The sequence below is a fragment of the Streptomyces sp. NPDC044921 genome (assembly GCF_056432865.1).
This window is the reverse complement of the sequence record NZ_JBWKIF010000018.1, coordinates 157,726-175,949: the sequence shown is the minus strand read 5'-3', so window position 1 is coordinate 175,949 and position 18,224 is coordinate 157,726. Positions and strand designations below refer to the sequence as shown.

At 72.5% G+C, this 18,224-nt stretch carries 17 protein-coding genes; 13 read left to right on the top strand and 4 right to left on the bottom strand.

Annotated elements, in window-relative coordinates; all coding sequences use genetic code 11:
• Positions 1 to 107 precede the first annotated feature (107 nt).
• From AC07DA_RS26630 to AC07DA_RS26595, 8 genes are all read left to right on the top strand, one after another.
• Positions 108 to 752 carry an HAD family hydrolase gene (locus AC07DA_RS26630; RefSeq protein ID WP_479130718.1) on the top strand — a complete coding sequence of 215 codons (645 nt, stop codon included), beginning with the start codon at positions 108 to 110 and terminating at the stop codon, positions 750 to 752.
• Between the two features lie 83 nt (positions 753 to 835).
• The gene (locus tag AC07DA_RS26625; protein ID WP_479130717.1) at positions 836 to 2,056 is read left to right on the top strand and encodes an MFS transporter; all 1,221 of its coding nucleotides are present in this window, start codon (positions 836 to 838) and stop codon (positions 2,054 to 2,056) included.
• Entirely contained in the window at positions 2,007 to 3,179 is a 1,173-nt protein-coding gene (locus AC07DA_RS26620; RefSeq protein WP_479130716.1) for an acetoin utilization protein AcuC, read from the top strand. The genes AC07DA_RS26625 and AC07DA_RS26620 overlap by 50 nt, the downstream gene beginning before the upstream one ends.
• Positions 3,180 to 3,281: 102 nt before the next feature.
• Positions 3,282 to 4,097, top strand: a complete 816-nt coding sequence (locus tag AC07DA_RS26615) for a phosphatase (RefSeq protein ID WP_479130715.1) — start codon at positions 3,282 to 3,284, stop codon at positions 4,095 to 4,097.
• A gap of 129 nt (positions 4,098 to 4,226) precedes the next feature.
• Positions 4,227 to 4,439 carry a helix-turn-helix domain-containing protein gene (locus AC07DA_RS26610; RefSeq protein ID WP_004984898.1) on the top strand — a complete coding sequence of 71 codons (213 nt, stop codon included), beginning with the start codon at positions 4,227 to 4,229 and terminating at the stop codon, positions 4,437 to 4,439.
• A 156-nt stretch (positions 4,440 to 4,595) separates the two neighbouring features.
• Entirely contained in the window at positions 4,596 to 4,694 is a 99-nt protein-coding gene (locus tag AC07DA_RS26605; RefSeq protein WP_003948845.1) for a 30S ribosomal protein bS22, read from the top strand.
• 201 nt (positions 4,695 to 4,895) lie between these two features.
• Positions 4,896 to 5,957 carry an NAD-dependent epimerase/dehydratase family protein gene (locus AC07DA_RS26600; RefSeq protein WP_479130714.1) on the top strand — a complete coding sequence of 354 codons (1,062 nt, stop codon included), beginning with the start codon at positions 4,896 to 4,898 and terminating at the stop codon, positions 5,955 to 5,957.
• A gap of 14 nt (positions 5,958 to 5,971) precedes the next feature.
• The gene (locus AC07DA_RS26595) at positions 5,972 to 7,027 is read left to right on the top strand and encodes a lysophospholipid acyltransferase family protein (protein WP_479130713.1); all 1,056 of its coding nucleotides are present in this window, start codon (positions 5,972 to 5,974) and stop codon (positions 7,025 to 7,027) included.
• A gap of 81 nt (positions 7,028 to 7,108) precedes the next feature.
• Here AC07DA_RS26595 and AC07DA_RS26590 read toward each other — a convergent pair whose 3' ends face one another.
• The 3 genes from AC07DA_RS26590 to AC07DA_RS26580 all read right to left on the bottom strand — a co-directional run bounded on the left by AC07DA_RS26590 (position 7,109) and on the right by AC07DA_RS26580 (position 10,636).
• Positions 7,109 to 8,362, bottom strand: coding sequence for a DUF5667 domain-containing protein (locus AC07DA_RS26590; protein ID WP_479130712.1), 1,254 nt, complete (start codon positions 8,360 to 8,362; stop codon positions 7,109 to 7,111).
• Positions 8,363 to 8,598: 236 nt separating this feature from the next.
• Positions 8,599 to 9,369 carry an ECF subfamily RNA polymerase sigma factor, BldN family gene (locus AC07DA_RS26585; protein WP_031117141.1) on the bottom strand — a complete coding sequence of 257 codons (771 nt, stop codon included), beginning with the start codon at positions 9,367 to 9,369 and terminating at the stop codon, positions 8,599 to 8,601.
• A gap of 349 nt (positions 9,370 to 9,718) precedes the next feature.
• Positions 9,719 to 10,636 (bottom strand): HAD family hydrolase, encoded by a 918-nt coding sequence (locus tag AC07DA_RS26580; RefSeq protein ID WP_425950186.1) that lies wholly within the window; start codon positions 10,634 to 10,636, stop codon positions 9,719 to 9,721.
• Positions 10,637 to 10,804: 168 nt separating this feature from the next.
• Between AC07DA_RS26580 and AC07DA_RS26575 the strand changes: the two genes are divergently transcribed.
• From AC07DA_RS26575 to AC07DA_RS26555, 5 genes are all read left to right on the top strand, one after another.
• Positions 10,805 to 11,074 carry a glutaredoxin family protein gene (locus AC07DA_RS26575; protein WP_479130711.1) on the top strand — a complete coding sequence of 90 codons (270 nt, stop codon included), beginning with the start codon at positions 10,805 to 10,807 and terminating at the stop codon, positions 11,072 to 11,074.
• A gap of 312 nt (positions 11,075 to 11,386) precedes the next feature.
• On the top strand, positions 11,387 to 12,151 hold the full coding sequence (locus AC07DA_RS26570; RefSeq protein ID WP_479130710.1) for a redox-sensing transcriptional repressor Rex: 765 nt from the start codon (positions 11,387 to 11,389) through the stop codon (positions 12,149 to 12,151).
• Entirely contained in the window at positions 12,148 to 13,896 is a 1,749-nt protein-coding gene (locus tag AC07DA_RS26565) for a glutamyl-tRNA reductase (RefSeq protein ID WP_479130708.1), read from the top strand. Before AC07DA_RS26570 ends, AC07DA_RS26565 begins: the two co-directional genes overlap by 4 nt.
• A complete protein-coding gene (hemC, locus tag AC07DA_RS26560; protein WP_479130707.1) occupies positions 13,893 to 14,888 on the top strand; it encodes a hydroxymethylbilane synthase in 996 nt (331 codons plus the stop codon). The genes AC07DA_RS26565 and hemC overlap by 4 nt, the downstream gene beginning before the upstream one ends.
• Positions 14,885 to 16,591 (top strand): bifunctional uroporphyrinogen-III C-methyltransferase/uroporphyrinogen-III synthase, encoded by a 1,707-nt coding sequence (locus AC07DA_RS26555; protein ID WP_479130706.1) that lies wholly within the window; start codon positions 14,885 to 14,887, stop codon positions 16,589 to 16,591. Before hemC ends, AC07DA_RS26555 begins: the two co-directional genes overlap by 4 nt.
• A 34-nt stretch (positions 16,592 to 16,625) precedes the next feature.
• On the opposite strand, the gene AC07DA_RS26550 is transcribed toward AC07DA_RS26555, so the two are convergent.
• Entirely contained in the window at positions 16,626 to 18,014 is a 1,389-nt protein-coding gene (locus AC07DA_RS26550) for an FAD-binding oxidoreductase (protein ID WP_479130705.1), read from the bottom strand.
• Positions 18,015 to 18,224: the final 210 nt, after the last annotated feature.

Here is an 18,224-nt window from a genome sequence, read left to right as displayed (position 1 = left end):
GGTACTGCAGGGGGGACCCTGTGGGAGAGTAGGACGCCGCCGAACAATCATTGGGAAAACCCCCGCATCTTATGATGCGGGGGTTTTCTGCGTTTAGGCTCGGTTTCATGCGCTACGACCTCGTGATCTTCGACAATGACGGTGTTCTCGTCGACAGTGAGCCCCTTTCCAACCGGCTCCTGGCCGCCTACCTGACCGAGATCGGGCACCCGACCACCTACGAGGACTCCCTGCGGGACTACATGGGCTCGGCCATGCACCGTATTCACGACCTGGTGGCGGAGCGGACCGGGCGGCGGTTGCCGGCCGACTTCGACGACGTGTTCCACGCCCGCGTCTTCGCGGCCTTCGAGCAGGACCTGAAGCCGGTGCCCGGTGTCGAGGAAGTCCTGCAGAAACTGGTCGCCGACTCCGTGCCGTACTGCGTGGCGTCGTCCGGGAGCCATGAGCGGATCCGGGTGGGACACCGGACGACCGGGCTCGACCGGTGGTTCGACGACGGGCGGATCTTCAGCTCGGAGGACGTGGGCAGGGGCAAGCCGGCGCCGGACCTGTTCCTGTACGCGGCCGAGCGCATGGGGGTCGCGCCGGAGCGGTGTGTCGTCGTCGAGGACAGTCCGCTGGGCGTGCGGGCGGCGAACGCGGCCGGGATGGACGTCTACGGGTTCACCGCGATGACGCCGGCGGAACGGCTGGTCGGCGCCGGACGGTTCTTCTCCGACATGGGGGAGCTGCCCGGCCTCCTCGGGTGAGGAGTGCTGGCCACAGAAGCTGAGCCGAATTCATCTTTGACCGGATCTACCCACGGGTAGGCCGGGGCCCTACGCTCGCCGCCATGACTGATGTGCTGCGGCGCGGCAGGGCCTCGCTGGCGTTCAGCTTCCTCGTGCAGGGGGTCGCCTTCGCTCTGCTCGTGACGCGGATTCCGGCCATCCAGGAGCGGTACGGGGTCTCCGACGCGCTGCTGCCGGCGTTCCTGGCCGCCGTGCCGGTCCTCGCCGGGATCGGGAGCGTGAGTACCGAGCGGCTGGTGAGGCGGGTGCCGCCGAGCCGGCTGCTGCGGTGGTCGCAGCCCGTGGTGCTGCTGGCGCTGCTCGGGGTCGGGGCCGGGGATCGGATGGTGGAGCTGGGGATCGCGCTCGCCGCGTTCGGGCTCGCCGTCGGGATGCTCGACGCGTCGATGAACATGCTCGGGGTGAGCCTGCAGCGGGCGTACGGGCGCAGCATCATGCTGAGTTTCCACGCCGCCTACAGTCTGGGCGGGATCGTGGGGGCGTCGCTGGCCTGGGCGGGGGCGCACTGGGACCTGGCGCTGTGGGTGTCGTATCTGCCGGTCGTGGCGGTGCTGCTGCCGGTCGTGCTGGTGGGGAGCCGGTGGTACGTCGACGACCGGGGCGCGGCGGCACCCGCGGTGCCGGAGGGGCACGGCGAGGGGCAGGTCGTCGTCTTCAAGTGGCTGTTGCCGCTGTGTCTGGTGATGACGGTCGCCTACATCGGGGACTCGACGGTTTCCAACTGGAGCGCGAAGTACCTCCAGGACGTGCTCGGGAGCTCGGAGCAGATGGCGACCGTGCCGTACAACGTGTACATGGTGACCACGCTGCTGGGGCGGGCGATCGGGGACTTCGGGGTGCGGCGGTTCGGGGCCGTGGCGGTCGTGCGCGGCGGGGCGCTGGTGGCGGCCGCGGGGTTCGCCGTCGTGGCCGGGGCGCCGGGGGCGTGGGTGGGGATGCTGGGGTTCACGCTGCTGGGACTGGGGCTGTGCGTGCTGGTGCCGCAGACGTTCGCGGCGGCCGGGCGGCTGTTCCCGGGGGCCTCGGACGCCGCGGTGGCCCGGCTGAACGTCTTCAACTACGCCGGTTTCCTGATCGGTTCGCCGCTGGTGGGCGCGCTCGGCGATCTGTGGAGCTACCGCGGGGCCATGCTCGTGCCGATGGTGTTGGTGCTGGTGACGCTGGTGTACGCCCGGTCGTTCGCGCCTCGGCCGGACCGATACGGTGGCGGGCATGAGCGGCCGCGCACAGCTGATGTGGGACGAGGCAGTAACGGGCTATGACTTCGGCTCGGGCCATCCGATGGACCCGGTCCGGCTGGCCCTGACCTGGAGCCTGGTCGACGCCTTCGGGCTGGACCGGGAGGTGGACGTGGTCGCCGCGAAGGCGGCCGGGGAGTCGACACTGCGGCTCGTCCACCGGGAGGACTACATCGAGGCCGTGAAGGCGGCCTCGGCGGACCCGGGGACGGCGGACCAGTCGTACGGGCTGGGGACGATGGACGATCCGGCGTTCGCGGGGATGCACGCGGTGTCGTCGCTGATCGCCGGGCAGTCGGTGGGGGCGGCGGAGGCCGTCTGGCGCGGTGAGGCGCTGCACGCGGTGAACTTCGCGGGCGGGCTGCACCACGCGATGCCGGGTGGCGCCTCCGGGTTCTGCATCTACAACGACGCCTCGCTGGCCATCGCCCGGCTGCTGGAGCTCGGGGCCGAGCGGGTCGCGTACGTCGACGTCGACGTGCACCACGGGGACGGCGTGCAGGCGGCCTTCTGGGACGACCCGCGGGTGCTGACGATCTCGCTGCACGAGCATCCCCGGACGCTGTTCCCGCAGACCGGGTGGCCGGAGGAGACCGGGGCGGAGTCGGCGGAGGGCTCGGCGGTGAACGTGGCGCTGCCGGCCGGGACCGGGGACGCCGGGTGGCTGCGGGCGTTCCACGCGGTGGTGCCGGAGCTGATCGCCGACTTCCGGCCGCAGGTGCTGGTGACGCAGCACGGGGCCGACACCCACTTCGAGGACCCGCTGGCGCACCTGGCGGTGTCGCTGGACGCGCAGCGGGCGGTGCAGGTGGCCTGCCACGACCTGGCCCACGAGCACGCCGACGGGCGCTGGGTGGCCCTCGGCGGGGGCGGCTACGCCGTGGTGGACGTCGTGCCGCGCTCGTGGACGCATCTGGTCGCGATCGCGGCGGGGAAGGCGGTGGCCCCCGAGACGCCGATCCCCGAGGCGTGGCGCCAGGAAGTCTTCGCCAGGACGCGGCAGTTGGCGCCCGGGCGGATGACGGACGGACGCTGGCCCGTGGAGTGGGCCGGCTGGGAGGAGGGCTACGACCCCGCCGACCGGCTGGACCAGGCGGTGCTGGCGACGCGGCGGGCGGTGTTCCCGTTGCGGGGGATGCTCGCGTGAGGGGCCGGCCGGGGGACGGGCCGCCGCGGGGGCCGTACGCCGACCGTGCGGTGTTCGCCCGTTCCCGGGACAGGTGACGGCCCGGTCGCGCACGATCGCCGTGTGCTGACTCCCGAAGCCCTTCGCGCGCATCTGGTCGGGGCGCGGCTCGCCGGGGTCGTGGCGACCTCGCGGGAGGAGAGTCTGCGCCGCTACCGGCTGTTCGCCGCGCGGGATCCCCGGGTGCTGATCGGTATCGACCCCGAAGGTGCCTGGGAACCGCGGGACGTGGTCGAGTTGATGGCCGACCGGTGCGGGGTGACGGCTGATCTCCGGCGGACTTCAGGCCAGGATGTGATCGACCCGGGCCGGACGGTGGCCGCGCTGGACGCCTTCGCGGACCGTCTCGCCGCGGTCGCCCGGCGGGGTGCGCCCGTGCTCCTCGGGACCGGGCACCCGCACCGGCTGCTCGGTTTCTACGCCGCTCTGGCAGACGCGTTGTCGGCGGCGGGATGTACCGTCCTCACCCCAGCGCAGGGTCGCTGTGTCGACATAACGACCCGGTTCGGTCTACGTACGTACAACCTCGCCTACGTACGGGGAGTCGCGCTGGTGCGGGCGCCCGGGCCGGAACGCCCCGGTTGTGAGCCCGGCGCACACACCCACTCACCGCTCCCGGTTCGTACCGTCCTCGCCGCCGCCGCGGAGGCCGGCGGGCCCCTGCCCGAGCTGGTCATCGGGGACCACGGCTGGGTCTGCGGGGCAGGTCAGCTGGGGTTCGAGGCCATCGGCCCGGCCGACGCGGACGACCCGGCGCCCTTCGTGGGGGAGGCCGAGGGGTGCGTGTCCGTCGCCGTTCCACTTGATGACGGCGTGCGGTCCGATTACTACCTGCCGCTTACCCGCTACGTACTCAATCGGGCGTGTCTGTCACAGTAGGCCGCCGATGGGTGCACCTCTTCCCCACTCGCATCACCCGCCCCTACATTGGGGAGTGAGCACGCAGCGACGAAGAGTCACCGGAAGGGGAAGCCGGTGGCCGTCGAGTGCGGAAGGTTCAGGTGTGTCATGGCTGCAGCTGGCGAGAGGCCTCTGAACGAGGTTCAGTTCCTTACCGTGGCGGAAGTCGCCTCGGTGATGCGAGTGTCGAAGATGACCGTGTACCGGCTGGTGCACAGCGGTCATCTGCCCGCGATCCGTGTGGGGCGGTCCTTCCGCGTCCCGGAGCAAGCGGTTCACGAGTACCTCCGCGAGAGTTACGTGGGGGTGGAAACGGCCTGACGGCTGGGGCGGGGTGGTCCCTCACAGGGCACTCGGGATCACTCCGGCCGCCTCGATTACGACCTCAGCGCTCGGGCGGGTAGGCTAGCCCCTCGTAGGTCGTGTGGGCCCATGGCGCCCAAACAACCGAGTGATGAGAAGTGAGCGAGGGTAGTCGTGGGCTCTGTTATCAAGAAGCGGCGCAAGCGGATGGCGAAGAAGAAGCACCGCAAGCTGCTCAAGCGCACGCGCGTCCAGCGTCGCAACAAGAAGTAAGTCGCGACGCGGACACCGCGAGAGCGTCGCTGTGGCCCTCCACCCACGGGTGGGGGGCCACACGCGTGTCCGCTCCCGCATCCGGCTGCTTCCGTCACTTCGCGCATCGGGCGGTCATCACAGCGCGACACCGACCCGCTAAGTTGGCTCCACGGGGGAACGCGGCGGGACGAGAGGTTCCCTGGAAGGAAGGCGCTGATCTTGGGCAAGGTCGTGCTCGTCACCGGAGTGGCCCGCCAGCTGGGGGGCCGGTTCGTCCGGCGGATCCAGCGTGACCCCGAGGTGGACCGGGTCGTCGCCGTGGACGCGGTGCCGCCCGAGCACCATCTGGGCGGCGCGGACTTCGTCCAGGCCGACATCCGGCAGCCCGGCATCGCGCGCGTGCTCGCCGAGACGGGGGCCGACACGATCGTCCACCTGGACGTGACGGGCACGCCGCTGGGCAGCGGCAACCGGGCCTCCCTGAAGGAGACCAACGTCATCGGCACCATGCAGCTGCTCGGCGCCTGCCAGAAGTCCCCGAGCGTGCAGCGGCTGGTCGTGAAGTCCAGTACGAACGTCTACGGTTCGGCGCCGCGCGATCCGGCCGTCTTCACCGAGACGACCCCGCCCAAGTCCCTGCCCAGCGGCGGCTTCGCCAAGGACACCGTCGAGGTCGAGGGTTATGTGCGGGGCTTCGCGCGCCGCCGGCCCGATGTGGCGGTCTGCGTGCTGCGGTTCGCCAACATCCTCGGACCGGCCGCGGACACCCCGCTCGCCTCGTACTTCGCGCTGCCGGTGCTGCCGACGGTGTTCGGCTACGACCCGCGGCTGCAGTTCGTGCACGAGGACGACGTGATCGAGGTGCTGCGCCTCGCCTCGCACGAGCCGCGGCGGGGCACGCTCAACAGCGGCACCTTCAACATCGCCGGCGACGGCGTGCTGCTGCTCTCCCAGTGCTCCCGGCGCCTCGGGCGCCCCACCGTGCCCCTGCTGCTCCCGGCGGTCACCTGGGCGGGCTCGCTGGTGCGTACGCTGGGGATGTCGGACTTCTCGCCCGAGCAGATCCGGCTGCTCACCCACGGCAGGGTGGTGTCCACGGACCAGATGCGCGAGACGCTGGGGTTCCAGCCCAAGTACACGACCGCGGAGACGTTCGCGGACTTCGCCCGCAGCCAGGGCCCCGGACTGCTGCCGCCGGAGGCGGTCGCGGCGGCCGTCGACCGGATCGCCGCGCTGCCCCTCGCGGGCGGCGGCCGGCCCCCGAAGCAGAGCGCCAACTGAGGAGCGCATCAACGATGGCGGATGCCAAGGTCATTCCGTTCGACGACGACCGGTCCCGGGGGAGCGCCGTGCAGCGCCCCCAGCGGCGCAGGAGCGGGGGGAACCGCCGCGCGGGCACGGAGTCGGCGCCGGTCCGTGAGGTGCAGCCCCTGCCCACGCGGGCCGACGGGCAGGATGATGTTCCCGTGACAGCGGAGGAACAGCGGCCCGAGCGGTCCCCGGACGGCGCGAGCGGCCTGGAGCGGCGGATCGCGGGCGGCCTGTCCTTCCTGCGCCGCCGCCTCACCGGTGACTACGAGGTCGACGACTTCGGCTACGACGAGGAACTCACCGACCAGGTCCTGATGTCCCTGCTGCGCCCGCTGTACGAGAAGTACTTCCGGGTCGAGGTGAAGGGCGTCGAGAACATCCCGTCCGAGGGCGGCGCCCTGATCGTCGCCAACCACTCCGGGACGCTGCCGATGGACGGCCTGATGATGCAGGTCGCCGTGCACGACAACCACCCGGCGGGCCGGCACCTGCGGCTGCTCGCGGCGGACCTGGTGTTCATGCTGCCGGTGGTCAACGAGCTGGCCCGCAAGCTCGGTCACACCCTGGCGTGCGCGGAGGACGCGTCCCGGCTGCTGGAGCAGGGCGAACTGGTCGGGGTGATGCCGGAGGGCTTCAAGGGCCTCGGCAAGCCCTTCGCGGACCGCTACAAGCTGCAGCGCTTCGGCCGCGGCGGTTTCGTCTCCACGGCCCTGCGCGCCGGGACGCCGATCATTCCCTGCTCGATCGTCGGGGCCGAGGAGATCTACCCGATGCTCGGCAACGCCAAGACGGTCGCCCGGCTGCTGGGCTTCCCGTACTTCCCGCTCACGCCGACCTTCCCGTGGCTGGGTCCGCTCGGGGCGGTCCCGCTGCCCACCAAGTGGACCATCCAGTTCGGCGAGCCGATCCCCACGGACGGCTATCCGCCGGAGGCGGCCGAGGACCCGATGCTGATGTTCAACCTGACCGACCAGGTCAGGGAACAGATCCAGCACACGCTGTACAAGCTGCTGGTGCAGCGGCGGTCGGTGTTCTTCTGAACCGGCGCCGGTGATCCCGGGCCGGCATGACGACGGGGGCGCCCCTTGCGGCAAGGGGCGCCCCCGCTGTCGTACCGCCGGCTAGTCGGCGTCCTCGCTGTCGATGCCCAGCCCGGGCAGCAGGCCCGGCAGGAGCGGAGGGAGCGTCACATCCGGCTCGGGGGCGGGAGTGGCGCCGTCCGCGGACGGGGTGGTGCTGGTCTCGGTGTTCTTCGGCGGGTCGAGGAGGCCGCCGGTGTTGCCGCCGAGCAGGCCGTCGTCGTCGCTGCCGGAGCCGGCCGAGCGGCTGGGGCTGCCGCCGCCGCTGCCGGTGCGGCCCTCCTCGCTGTGCCGGCCGCCGCCGTCGCTGGGACGGGTCGAGCGGTCCGTGCCGGAGGAGCCGCTGGGGGCCGACTGGGAGGCGCCCTGCCGCTTGCCGTCGCCGCCGCCCGTGGCCGGGGGCTCGGGGAGCAGGGACCGCAGCGGGGCGACGTCCTCCTCTATGGCGTCGAACACCGACGTCACCTGGTCGCTGACGTCCCCGAGCTGGACGGGGAGCCTCTCGCGCAGTTCGCCCCAGGCCTCGCGGTGGGAGCGGGAGAACGCCGACAGGGCCTGGATGGGGCCGAGTGAGTCCGGGTCGCGCTCGTACGCCTCGCTCAGCAGCCGGTGGCCCTCGGAGGCGTCGTGCCGCATGCCGGACAGGGCGCGGCGGATCTCACCGAGGGACTCGTGGTCCAGGGGGCCGCTGCGGCCGCGCTCCATCAGGCGGCGGGCTTCGCTGAGGCGCGTGGAGGCGTGGTCGAGGTAGACCCGGCCGCGCTCGTCCGCCCCGTCGGCCAGGCCGAGCTTGACGTCCTCGATGCCGCGCTTGAGGCCGTAGAGCGAGTCGCCGGGCAGGGCGTCCGAGCTCGCGGCGGAGACTCCGCCGAAGGCGCTCGCGGCCACGCCGACGCTGAGTCCGCCCGCCGTGAGGCCCTTGGCGAGGCGGGACCGCGGCCGGAACTTCTTCAGGGAACTCGCGCGGTGAGCGCCACGGGCGCGGGTGGAGCGCTGCTCGGGGACCGCGCGGTCCGTCGCCCCGCCTCCCGCGGTGCCCTCCTGGAGCATGGCCTCGAACGCGGCCACCAGCTGGGCCCGCTGGACGACCTTGACCTCCGGGTCGAGCTCCGGCTTGGGCAGCGCCCCGAGACCGGAGGCGAGCGCCAGCAGGCGCGCCCCTTCGGTCGCTTCCGCGGCTGCCGGGGCCGGTGCCGCGCCCTCGGACTGCTCGGCCGCCGCCGTGCCCGGCTCGGACTCCTCCAGGGCCTGGGCGAAGGCGTTCGCCCGCCGGTGCGCCGATACGTTCGCGATCACTGGCGGCACCTCCTCTCGTCATGACGGTCGACTCCCCAGGGGGTCCTGAGGGTTGCACACCCTGACGGCAACCACACGATCGAGTGATCGAAGTCGGCCAGGGAGTGACCACAGGGAGCCTGCATCCCGCACAACGAGCGGCGCGGCACTTGGGTTACGGACGCCGGAGGATCGGATGCCGAAGTCAACGGACTTTCACGGATTGTGAGTTGGCTGTCGCCAAGCGTGCGGGCCGGTCAGCGGGCGTCTTCCGGGAGGAGCCGGGCGAGGGTGCGGACGGCCCGGTACTGGAGGGTCTTGATGGCGCCCTCGTTCTTGCCCATGACCCGGGCGGTCTCGGCCACGGAGAGGCCCTGAAGGAAGCGGAGCGTCACGCACTCCTGCTGCTGCGGGTTGAGCCGCCGCACCGCGTCGAGCAGGGCGGCGTTGGAAAGGGACTCCAGGACGGAGTCCTCGGGGGAGCGCTCGACCTCGTTGGCGTCGAGCATCTCGCCGGTGGTGACCTCCAGGCGGAAGCGGCTGGACTTGAAGTGGTCGGCGACGAGGTTGCGGGCGATCGTGACGAGCCAGGCGCCGAAGTCACGGCCCTGCCAGGTGAAGGTGCCGATGCGGCGCAGGGCGCGCAGAAAGGTCTCGCTGGTGAGGTCCTCGGCGGTCGCCTTCCCTCCCACTCGGTAGTAGATGTAGCGGTACACGGTGTCGCTGTACTGGTCGTAGAGACGCCCGAAGGCGTCGGCCTCGCCGGCCTGGGCGCGCTCGACGAGGTCCATCATCCGGGCGCTGTCGCTGTCCGCCGCCGGGCGGCGGGCGGTGGCCGCCCCGGACGGGCGGCCTCGTCTGCCGACCGCGGCGCTGCCGTCGGCCAGTGCGTAGCACGGACCGACGGGCGCGGCGGTGGCGAATGCGGGGACGGCGTACGCGGTGGGGACGAAGCCGCGCAACAGGTCGAGGACCGTTGCGCGCAGCGTAGCCAGGCCCGAGGCGTCAACCCCGACGTGTGGGTACACGGGACTCCCAGAGGCAGAGCTTCCATCACGTGCAGTGCGGGACCTTTCACCCGTCGTAGCGACGGAGGGGTACCGGTTTGCGTCTGAGGAGAATAACGCTTCGTGCAGGCGCTGCTACACCGAGTTGCTCAAATCATCGATTACGTCGCTTCCGTAACCGATTGACGCCGGATCAAGTGCCGGAGCGTGAGCGGTTGTTGATCGGAAAGGTTCGGATTGGGGCTGAGTCCAGGGCGTGTTGTGGCCGTGTCCAGCCAAGAGGACTGGACACGAGGTTGTGGGGGTACGCCAGTTGGATTTACGGGGTTTGTCATCCCGTAAACGAAGGTGTCCCGCTTTGATCGACCGGTCAGCGACGGCGGCGGTGCAGGGCGATGGCGGCCGCCGTGCCGCCCGCCACCGCGCCGACGCCCGCGGCGGCCGGGATGCCGACCTTGGCGGCCTTGCGGCCGGTGCGGTAGTCGCGCAGGCGCCAGTCCAGCTCGCGGGCGTGCCTGCGCAGCTTGGAGTCGGGGTTGATGGCGTACGGGTGACCGACCAGGGAGAGCATCGGGATGTCGTTGTGCGAGTCGCTGTAGGCGGCGCAGCGGCCGAGGTCCAGGCCCTCGGCGGCGGCCAGGGCGCGGACGGCCTCGGCCTTGGCGGGGCCGTGCAGCGGCTCGCCGACGAGTTTGCCGGTGTAGACGCCGTCGACGGACTCGGCGACCGTGCCCAGGGCGCCGGTCAGGCCGAGGCGGCGGGCGATGACCGTGGCGATCTCGACGGGGGCGGCCGTGACCAGCCACACCTTCTGCCCGGCGTCCAGGTGGGCCTGGGCGAGGGCGCGGGTGCCCGGCCAGATGCGCTCGGCCATGTACTCGTCGTAGATCTCCTCGCCGATCGACTGGAGTTCGGCGACGCGGTGGCCCTTGACGATGGACAGGGCCGACTCGCGGGCCTCCTGCATGTGCTCGGGGTCCTCGACGCCGGCCAGCCGGAACCACGCCTGCTGCCAGGCGAAGCGGGCGAGCTCGCGGGTCTCGAAGAACTTCCGTTTGTACAGGCCCCGGCCGAAGTGGAAGAGGGCGGCGCCCTGCATCACGGTGTTGTCCAGGTCGAAGAAGGCGGCGGCCCGGTCGTCGCCGTGGACCGGGAACTGCGGTTCCTCGGTCGTGCCGGCGGCTTCCTGGGAGGACTTGCGTGCTGCCTCCGCCGAGGCCTCGCCTGCCAAAACGCTCCGCGCCGTGGCGGAGCGCCTACGGGGGGTGAGCCATCCGAGAGCGGCCATGGCGTGAGCATAGCCAGTTTGTTCGGGGGTTCCGGAGCCGAGAGGTTCGGACCCTGTGAACTCTCGGCGAGCGTGTCGTTAAAGACGCCGTGCGGGACGGGCGCGTCCGGCGTGTCCCCGGCCCTCCGGCGGGCTTCCCCGCACGCGCGGGCGCGCGACAATGGCGGAATGAGCCCTCTCTTCCGCCGCAGGCCCTCCGGGGACCGGCTCGTCACGCTGATCCGCAAGCCCGGCTGCCACCTGTGCGACGACGCACAGGTCGTCGTGGAGAAGGTGTGCGCCGATCTGGGCGTCCCCTGGGAGCAGAAGGACATCACCCAGGACCGGGAACTGCACGACCGGTACTGGGAGCAGATCCCGGTCGTACTGGTGGACGGCGAGCAGCACACCTTCTGGCGCGTGAACGAGGAGCGCCTGCGCAGGGCGCTGACCGACTGAACGCGACGGCGAGCGGACTGACCGAGCAGTACAAAGTGGCCCGAACGTCGCTTAGGATCGATGGCGACTTGGTCTCGGGGGCGGGATTCACTGAGGAAGTGTGTGGTTTTGCCCCCAGAAGACAAGGAACGGTGGTGCCTGTGCGCCGGTTCCCCACACCCGCGCCGGGGGTGCGTGAGCCCGGTCACGTTGGGCGGGCAAATCGGACACCATCTTTGTGCACGCGTTCACAAAGACATAGCCTGCATTCGACGGGGCGGTCATGTAGGGACGTATGACCGCCTACAGCCCCGCTCTACCCGCAGGAGCACCGTGGCAACTGGCCGAACTCACCGACCGGCGACCCGCAGCCGAGGGATTCCCGAGGCCACCGTCGCCCGGCTTCCGCTGTACCTCCGCGCGCTGACCGCACTGTCGGAGCGCTCGGTGCCCACGGTCTCCTCCGAGGAGCTCGCGGCCGCGGCGGGGGTCAACTCCGCGAAGCTGCGCAAGGACTTCTCCTACCTCGGCTCCTACGGGACCCGGGGCGTCGGCTACGACGTCGAGTATCTCGTCTACCAGATCTCCCGCGAACTGGGGCTCACCCAGGACTGGCCGGTCGTGATCGTCGGTATCGGCAACCTCGGCGCCGCCCTCGCCAACTACGGCGGCTTCGCCTCCCGCGGGTTCCGCGTCGCCGCGCTGATCGACGCCGACCCGGCCATGGCGGGCAAGCCCGTCGCCGGGATCCCGGTGCAGCACTCCGACGACCTGGAGAAGATCATCCAGGACAACGGCGTGTCGATCGGTGTCATCGCCACCCCCGCCGGTGCCGCCCAGGCCGTCTGCGACCGGCTCGTGGCCGCCGGTGTCACCTCCATCCTGAACTTCGCGCCGACCGTGCTGTCCGTCCCGGACGGCGTCGACGTGCGCAAGGTCGACCTCTCCATCGAGCTGCAGATCCTCGCCTTCCACGAGCAGCGCAAGGCCGGCGAGGAGGCCGCCGCCTCCGACGGGGGCGCCCCGGCCGCCGCCGCGCGCAGCGAGTCCGCCGACCAGGGACCCGACGGGGACATGCCCGCCGTGATGCCGGCATGAGTCTCCTCGTCGTCGGGCTCAGCCACCGCAGCGCCCCGGTCAGCGTCCTGGAGCGGGCCGCGCTCAGCGCTGACGCCCAGGTCAAGCTGGTGCAGGACACCGTCGCCGCCGAACCGGCGAGCGAGGCCGCGGTGCTCGCCACCTGCAACCGCATCGAGCTCTACGCCGACGTGGACAAGTTCCACGCCGGTGTCGCCGAGCTGTCCACGCTGCTCGCCCAGCACAGCGGGGTCGGCCTGGAGGAGCTCACTCCCTATCTCTACGTGCACTACGAGGACCGGGCCGTCCACCACCTGTTCTCGGTGGCCTGCGGGCTGGACTCGATGGTCGTCGGCGAGGGGCAGATCCTCGGCCAGATCAAGGACTCCCTGGCCCGGGCGCAGGAGCTGCACTCCGCGGGCCGGCTGCTGAACGACCTGTTCCAGCAGGCCCTGCGGGTCGGCAAGCGCGCCCACTCCGAGACCGGCATCGACCGCGCCGGCCAGTCCCTGGTCACCTTCGGCCTGGAGCAGCTGGCCCGGGGCGGCGATGTCCAGGAATGGGCCAGGGGCAAGAAGGCCCTGGTCATCGGGGCCGGATCGATGTCCTCCCTGGCCGCGGCCACGCTCGCGCGGGCCGGGGTCGCCGAGCTCGTCGTCGCCAACCGCACCTTCGACCGGGCCGAGCGGCTCGCGCAGATCCTGTCCGAGGGCGACGACACGGACGTGCTGGCCCGCGCGGTCCCGATGGAATCGGTGCCGGTCGAGCTGACACGTGCCGATCTCGCCGTCTCCTGCACCGGCGCGACGGGCCTGGTCCTGACGGCCGAGGCGGTCGCGCGGGCGGTCGAGGGCCGAGTGGCCGCGCCGCCGGCCGGCGGGGACGGACCGGCGGCGGCGGGCCGCGCGACCGGGCCAAACGCGCCGCACGGCACGCCTTCCGCCGCCGGTCCCGGCGGCGAGGACGGCTGCCCGCTGGACCTCTTGGCGGTGCAGGGCACCGCCGGGTTCTCCGTGCTGGGCGAGGCCGCCGTGGCCGGGATGGCCGCCGCCGACCTGGAACAGCACGCGGCCTGGGTCGACAACGGCACGGCGGGCGGCGCCCAGCGCGGTCCCGCCCGGGCCGGAGCGGCCGGCACCCTCGACCCGGCCGCGGACACCGACGCCATCGCCGCGCTCGCCGCGACCGTGGCCACCGCCGGGCGGATCCCCGAGCGGCGCCGGCCCGAGCCGGCCGAGCAGCCGCAGCGGCCCGAACCCGTGCTGTTCCTGCTGGACCTGGCCATGCCGCGCGACATCGACGCGGCCGCGCACCGGCTGGCCGGAGTGCGGCTGGTGGACATCGAGTCGCTCGCCGAGGCGTCCGCGGACGCTCCGATGGCTGCCGATGTGGACCAGGTCAGGCGTATCGTCTCCGACGAGGTCGCGGCCTTCGGGGCGGCCCTGCGGGCCGCGCACATCACGCCGACCGTGGTCGCCCTGCGCACCATGGCCGCCGATGTCGTGGCCAGCGAGATCGCCCGCCTGGACGGACGGCTGCCCGGCCTCGACGACAAGCACCGCGCGGAGATCACCCAGACCGTGCGGCGCGTGGTCGACAAGCTGCTGCACGCGCCGACCGTGCGGGTCAAGCAGCTCGCGGCCGAGCCCGGCGGCGCCGGGTACGCGGACGCGCTGCGCACCCTGTTCGACCTCGACCCCGAGACGGTGGCCGCCGTCTCCCGGGCCGAGGACAGCACCACCCAGAGAGACCGAGGCCCGGCATGACTGACAAGGCGCTGAGGCTCGGCACCCGGCGGAGCAAACTCGCCATGGCCCAGTCCGGGCAGGTGGCCGAGGCCGTGACCCGGGTGACCGGGCGGCCCGTGGAGCTCGTCGAGATCACCACGTACGGCGACGTCTCGCGTGAGGCGCTCGCGCAGATCGGCGGCACCGGCGTGTTCGTCACCGCCCTGCGCGACGCGCTGCTCAGGGGCGAGGTCGACTTCGCCGTGCACTCGCTGAAGGACCTGCCGACCACGCAGCCCGACGAACTCGTCGTGGCCGCCGTGCCCGAGCGGGAGGACCCGCGGGACGTGATCGTCGCCCGGGACGCGCTGAAGCTCACCGACCTGCCCGCCGGGGCGCGCATCGGCACCGGCTCGCCGCGCCGCATGGCCCAGCTCAACGCGTACGCGCGCAGCCACGGCCTGGACATAGCGACGGTCCCGATCCGCGGCAACGTCGACACCCGCATCGGGTTCGTGCGCAGCGGCGAGCTCGACGCCGTCGTGCTGGCCGCCGCCGGGCTGAACCGGATCGGCCGCGGCGACGAGGTGACCGACTTCCTGTCGGTCGACACGATTTTGCCCGCCCCCGGCCAGGGGGCCCTGGCGATCGAGTGCACCGCGGGCAACGCGGACCTCGTCGCCGCGCTCGCCGAACTCGACGACCCGTTCACGCGGGTCGCCGTGACGGCCGAGCGGTCACTGCTCGCCGCCCTGGAGGCCGGCTGCAGCGCCCCCGTGGGCGCGTTGGCCGACCTGCCCCCGCTCTCGGCTCCGCTGGAGCGCGGGGACCCCCAGGCCGACCGGCAGATTTTCAAGGAAATGCGCCTGCGTGGCGTCGTCGGCACCACCGACGGCTCGCGCATGGTGCAGTTGTCCACCACCGGTCCCGTGCCCGACACGCACGAGGGGGCCATGGCGCTCGGACGCGAACTGGCGTCCGAGATGCTCGCCCAGGGCGCGGCCGGTCTGATGGGGGAGCGAGCACATTGAGCCCCACCACCCTTTCCGCCGGTCCTGAACACGGGCACGTCACCTTCCTGGGTGCCGGACCCGGAGATCCGGGACTGCTGACTCTGCGCGCCGTCGAGGCACTGGCCAACGCGGACGTCCTCGTCGCCGAGCACGAGGTGCTCGACGTCGTACGTCAGCACGCCAGGCAGGGCGTCTCCGAGGTGCACACGGACGCGGATCCTTCGCAGGAGCCGACCCCGGGCACAGGAACGCCCCAGCTGACGGTAGTTGACGGCACGTCAACCACCGCGCCCGTCCCCGCGGTGCGGGATGCCGCACATCTTGTCATGGAGGCCGCGCGGGGCGGCAGGCGGGTCGTGCGTGCGGTGTCCGGTGACCCGGGCCTCGACACGTACGCGGCCGAGGAGATGCTGGCGTGCGCCGCCGCCGGGGTGCCCTTCGAGGTCGTCCCCGGCATCGCGAGCGCCGTCGGCGTGCCCGCGTACGCCGGTGTGCCGCTGCGGGACGCGCAGGGCGCGGACGTGCGGTTCGTGGACGCGCGCACGGCCTCGGACCGGTGCTGGACGGAGGTCGGGGCGTCGGACGGCACGGTCGTCGTCTCCACGACGCTGGACTCCGTCGCCGCGGCGGCCGGCGAGCTCGTCTCCGCCGGGCGCAAGCCGGACACCCCGATGACGGTCACCGTCGCCGGCACCACCACCCGGCAGCGCACCTGGACCGCCACGCTCGGCACGATCGCGCAGACGCTGAAGCAGGCCAAGGTGCTGCCCTCGCCCGAGGGCGGCCGGCCGGTGATAGCCGTGGTCGGGGATCGTTCCGCCGCCGCGCAGCGCGACCAGCTCGCGTGGTTCGAGTCCAAGCCGCTGTTCGGCTGGAAGGTGCTCGTACCGCGCACGAAGGAGCAGGCGGCGTCGCTCTCCGACCAGCTGCGGTCGTACGGGGCCGTGCCGCACGAGGTGCCGACGATCGCCGTCGAGCCGCCGCGCACGCCCCAGCAGATGGAGCGCGCGGTCAAGGGCCTGGTCACGGGCCGCTACGAGTGGATCGCCTTCACCTCGGTGAACGCGGTCAAGGCCGTGCGGGAGAAGTTCGAGGAGTACGGGCTCGACGCGCGTGCCTTCGCGGGCATCAAGGTCGCGGCCGTGGGCGAGCAGACCGCCAAGGCGCTGATCGCCTTCGGTGTGAAGCCCGACCTGGTACCGAGCGGCGAGCAGTCGGCCGCCGGGCTGCTGGAGGACTGGCCGCCCTACGACCCGGTGTTCGACCCGATCGACCGGGTGTTCCTGCCGCGGGCCGACATCGCCACGGAGACGCTGGTCGCCGGGCTGATCGAGCTCGGCTGGGAGGTCGACGACGTCACGGCCTACCGGACCGTGCGGGCCTCGCCGCCGCCGGCGGAGACCCGCGAGGCGATCAAGGGCGGCGGGTTCGACGCCGTGCTGTTCACGTCCTCCTCCACCGTGCGGAACCTGGTCGGCATCGCCGGCAAGCCGCACAACGTCACCGTGATCGCCTGTATCGGCCCGGCCACGGCGAAGACCGCCGAGGAGCACGGGCTGCGAGTGGACGTCATGGCGCCGGAGCCGTCGGTGCACAAGCTCGCGGAGGCGCTGGCCGACTTCGGCGCGAAGCGGCGGGCCGCGGCCCTGGAGGCCGGCGACCCGGTCACCCGGCCGAGCGAGCGGCGGCCGGGGGCGCGGCGGCGGCGGTCGACCACGTAGCGGCCGCGCGGGCCGACCTGCTGGGTGGCTGCGGCTACGCGGGTGTCACCGCGTGGCCGTAGCGCAGCAGGTTGTCCGGGTCGTAGGTGGCCTTGTCGTGGCGCAGGCGCGCGTACACCTCCGGGGTCCAGGCGCGGGCGATGTCCTGTTCGTCACCGGGCGTGCCGTGGATGTTGACCATGGTGCGGCCGGTGCCGTAGGGGGCCATCGCCGTGTAGAGGCGCCGGGTCGCCTGCTCGACGGCCTCCGCCACGGGCGGTGCGGGCATGATCCCGACCGACTCCATGAAGTACCCGGCGTCGCGGGCGCAGACGGCGTCCTCGACGGGGGCCGGGCGCGCGAGTGCCCCGCCCATGTGGCGCAGCGAGGCGACGAGCAGGGGGTGCTCGACCCCGGCTGCGGGGCCGACCTGCTCCAGGAACGTGCTCAGGGCGTCGGGGGTCAGGTCGCGCAGGAGCATGCAGCACTCCCGGGCCGGCAGCGGGTCCTGGGGTTCCATGTGGATGCGGTCCAGGGCCGCGTACTCCATCTCCTCCACCAGGTCGACGGCCACGGGGGCGATCCGGCGCAGCGGGGCGATCAGCGCTTCGCCCTCGGCCGGGTCGCCCGGCCAGGCGACGGCGACCCGCGCCCAGAAGCCGCCGCGCAGGGGTTCCGGGATCTGGGGGATGGGCGGCAGGCGCAGCACCGAGAACATGCTGCCCATCGCGTCCGGGACCGTGCGGGTCCAGTCCGACCAGGCGTGCAGCAGGGCCTCGGTGTGTCCGGCGTGCCAGTGGAGGCCGCCTCCGTAGAGGCGGGGCAGCGGGAGCACTTCGGTGACCAGGGAGGTCACCACGCCCACGTTGCCCTTGCCGCCGCGCAGGGCCCAGAACAGTTCCGGCTCGTGGTGGGGGTCCGCCTCGCGCAGGCGGCCGTCCGGGGTGACGACCTGGAAGGAGCGGACCAGGTCGGCGGCGTAGCCGTAGGCGCGGCCGAGGACCGGGAGTCCGCCGCCGAGGGTGTAGCCGACGACGCCCGCGTCGGTGGAGGTGCCGCACAGGCCCGCCAGGCCGTGCGGGGCGCAGGCCGCCAGCACGTGGCTCCACTTCGCGCCCGCGGCGATCCTCGCGGTGCGGGTGGCGGGGTCGACCTGGACGTCCGTCATGCGGGACGTGGTGATCAGCAGGCCGCGTTCGATGGGGAAGTTGGCGCCGTGGCCGGTGGCCTGGACGGCGACCGGGGTATGGGTGGCGTGCGCCCAGCGCATGGCGGCGACGACATCGTCGGTGCCGGTGGCTCCCACGACGACGTCCGGGGTGTGCAGGGCGGCCAGGTTGAAGCCGGTGACCTCGTCGGCGTAGGCGTCGTCGCCGGGGCGCAGGACGGGGCCGGAGATCTCCGAGAGGGCGAAGAGGTCGGGGGTGTGGTCGGGGGCGGTCATCGCGTCCTCCGTGGGGGCGGGTACGGAGGGACGGCGGCGGCGAGGGGCGGGCCGTCGGGGTCCTCGGGTGCGCTGCTTTCAGGATGGACCTGGGGGGTCGCGGGCGCATGGCGGGGCCGGGCGGCGCCGGGTGCCCGGCGGCGGTGCCGGGGCGGGAGGGGACACGGTCCGTGGACCAGGGTGGCTGCGCCGACAGTGCGTCGGCATCGG

Bases quoted from the DNA above. Each gene is read 5' to 3' on its own strand.
- AC07DA_RS26630 (WP_479130718.1), top strand. From the start codon at position 108: ATGCGCTACGACCTCGTGATCTTCGACAATGACGGTGTTCTCGTCGAC.
- AC07DA_RS26610 (WP_004984898.1), top strand. From the start codon at position 4,227: ATGGCTGCAGCTGGCGAGAGGCCTCTGAACGAGGTTCAGTTCCTTACC.
- AC07DA_RS26580 (WP_425950186.1), bottom strand. From the start codon at position 10,636: ATGGCCGCTCTCGGATGGCTCACCCCCCGTAGGCGCTCCGCCACGGCG.
- AC07DA_RS26620 (WP_479130716.1), top strand. From the start codon at position 2,007: ATGAGCGGCCGCGCACAGCTGATGTGGGACGAGGCAGTAACGGGCTAT.
- hemC (WP_479130707.1), top strand. From the start codon at position 13,893: ATGACTGACAAGGCGCTGAGGCTCGGCACCCGGCGGAGCAAACTCGCC.
- AC07DA_RS26575 (WP_479130711.1), top strand. From the start codon at position 10,805: ATGAGCCCTCTCTTCCGCCGCAGGCCCTCCGGGGACCGGCTCGTCACG.
- AC07DA_RS26565 (WP_479130708.1), top strand. From the start codon at position 12,148: ATGAGTCTCCTCGTCGTCGGGCTCAGCCACCGCAGCGCCCCGGTCAGC.
- AC07DA_RS26625 (WP_479130717.1), top strand. From the start codon at position 836: ATGACTGATGTGCTGCGGCGCGGCAGGGCCTCGCTGGCGTTCAGCTTC.
- AC07DA_RS26550 (WP_479130705.1), bottom strand. From the start codon at position 18,014: ATGACCGCCCCCGACCACACCCCCGACCTCTTCGCCCTCTCGGAGATC.
- AC07DA_RS26595 (WP_479130713.1), top strand. From the start codon at position 5,972: ATGGCGGATGCCAAGGTCATTCCGTTCGACGACGACCGGTCCCGGGGG.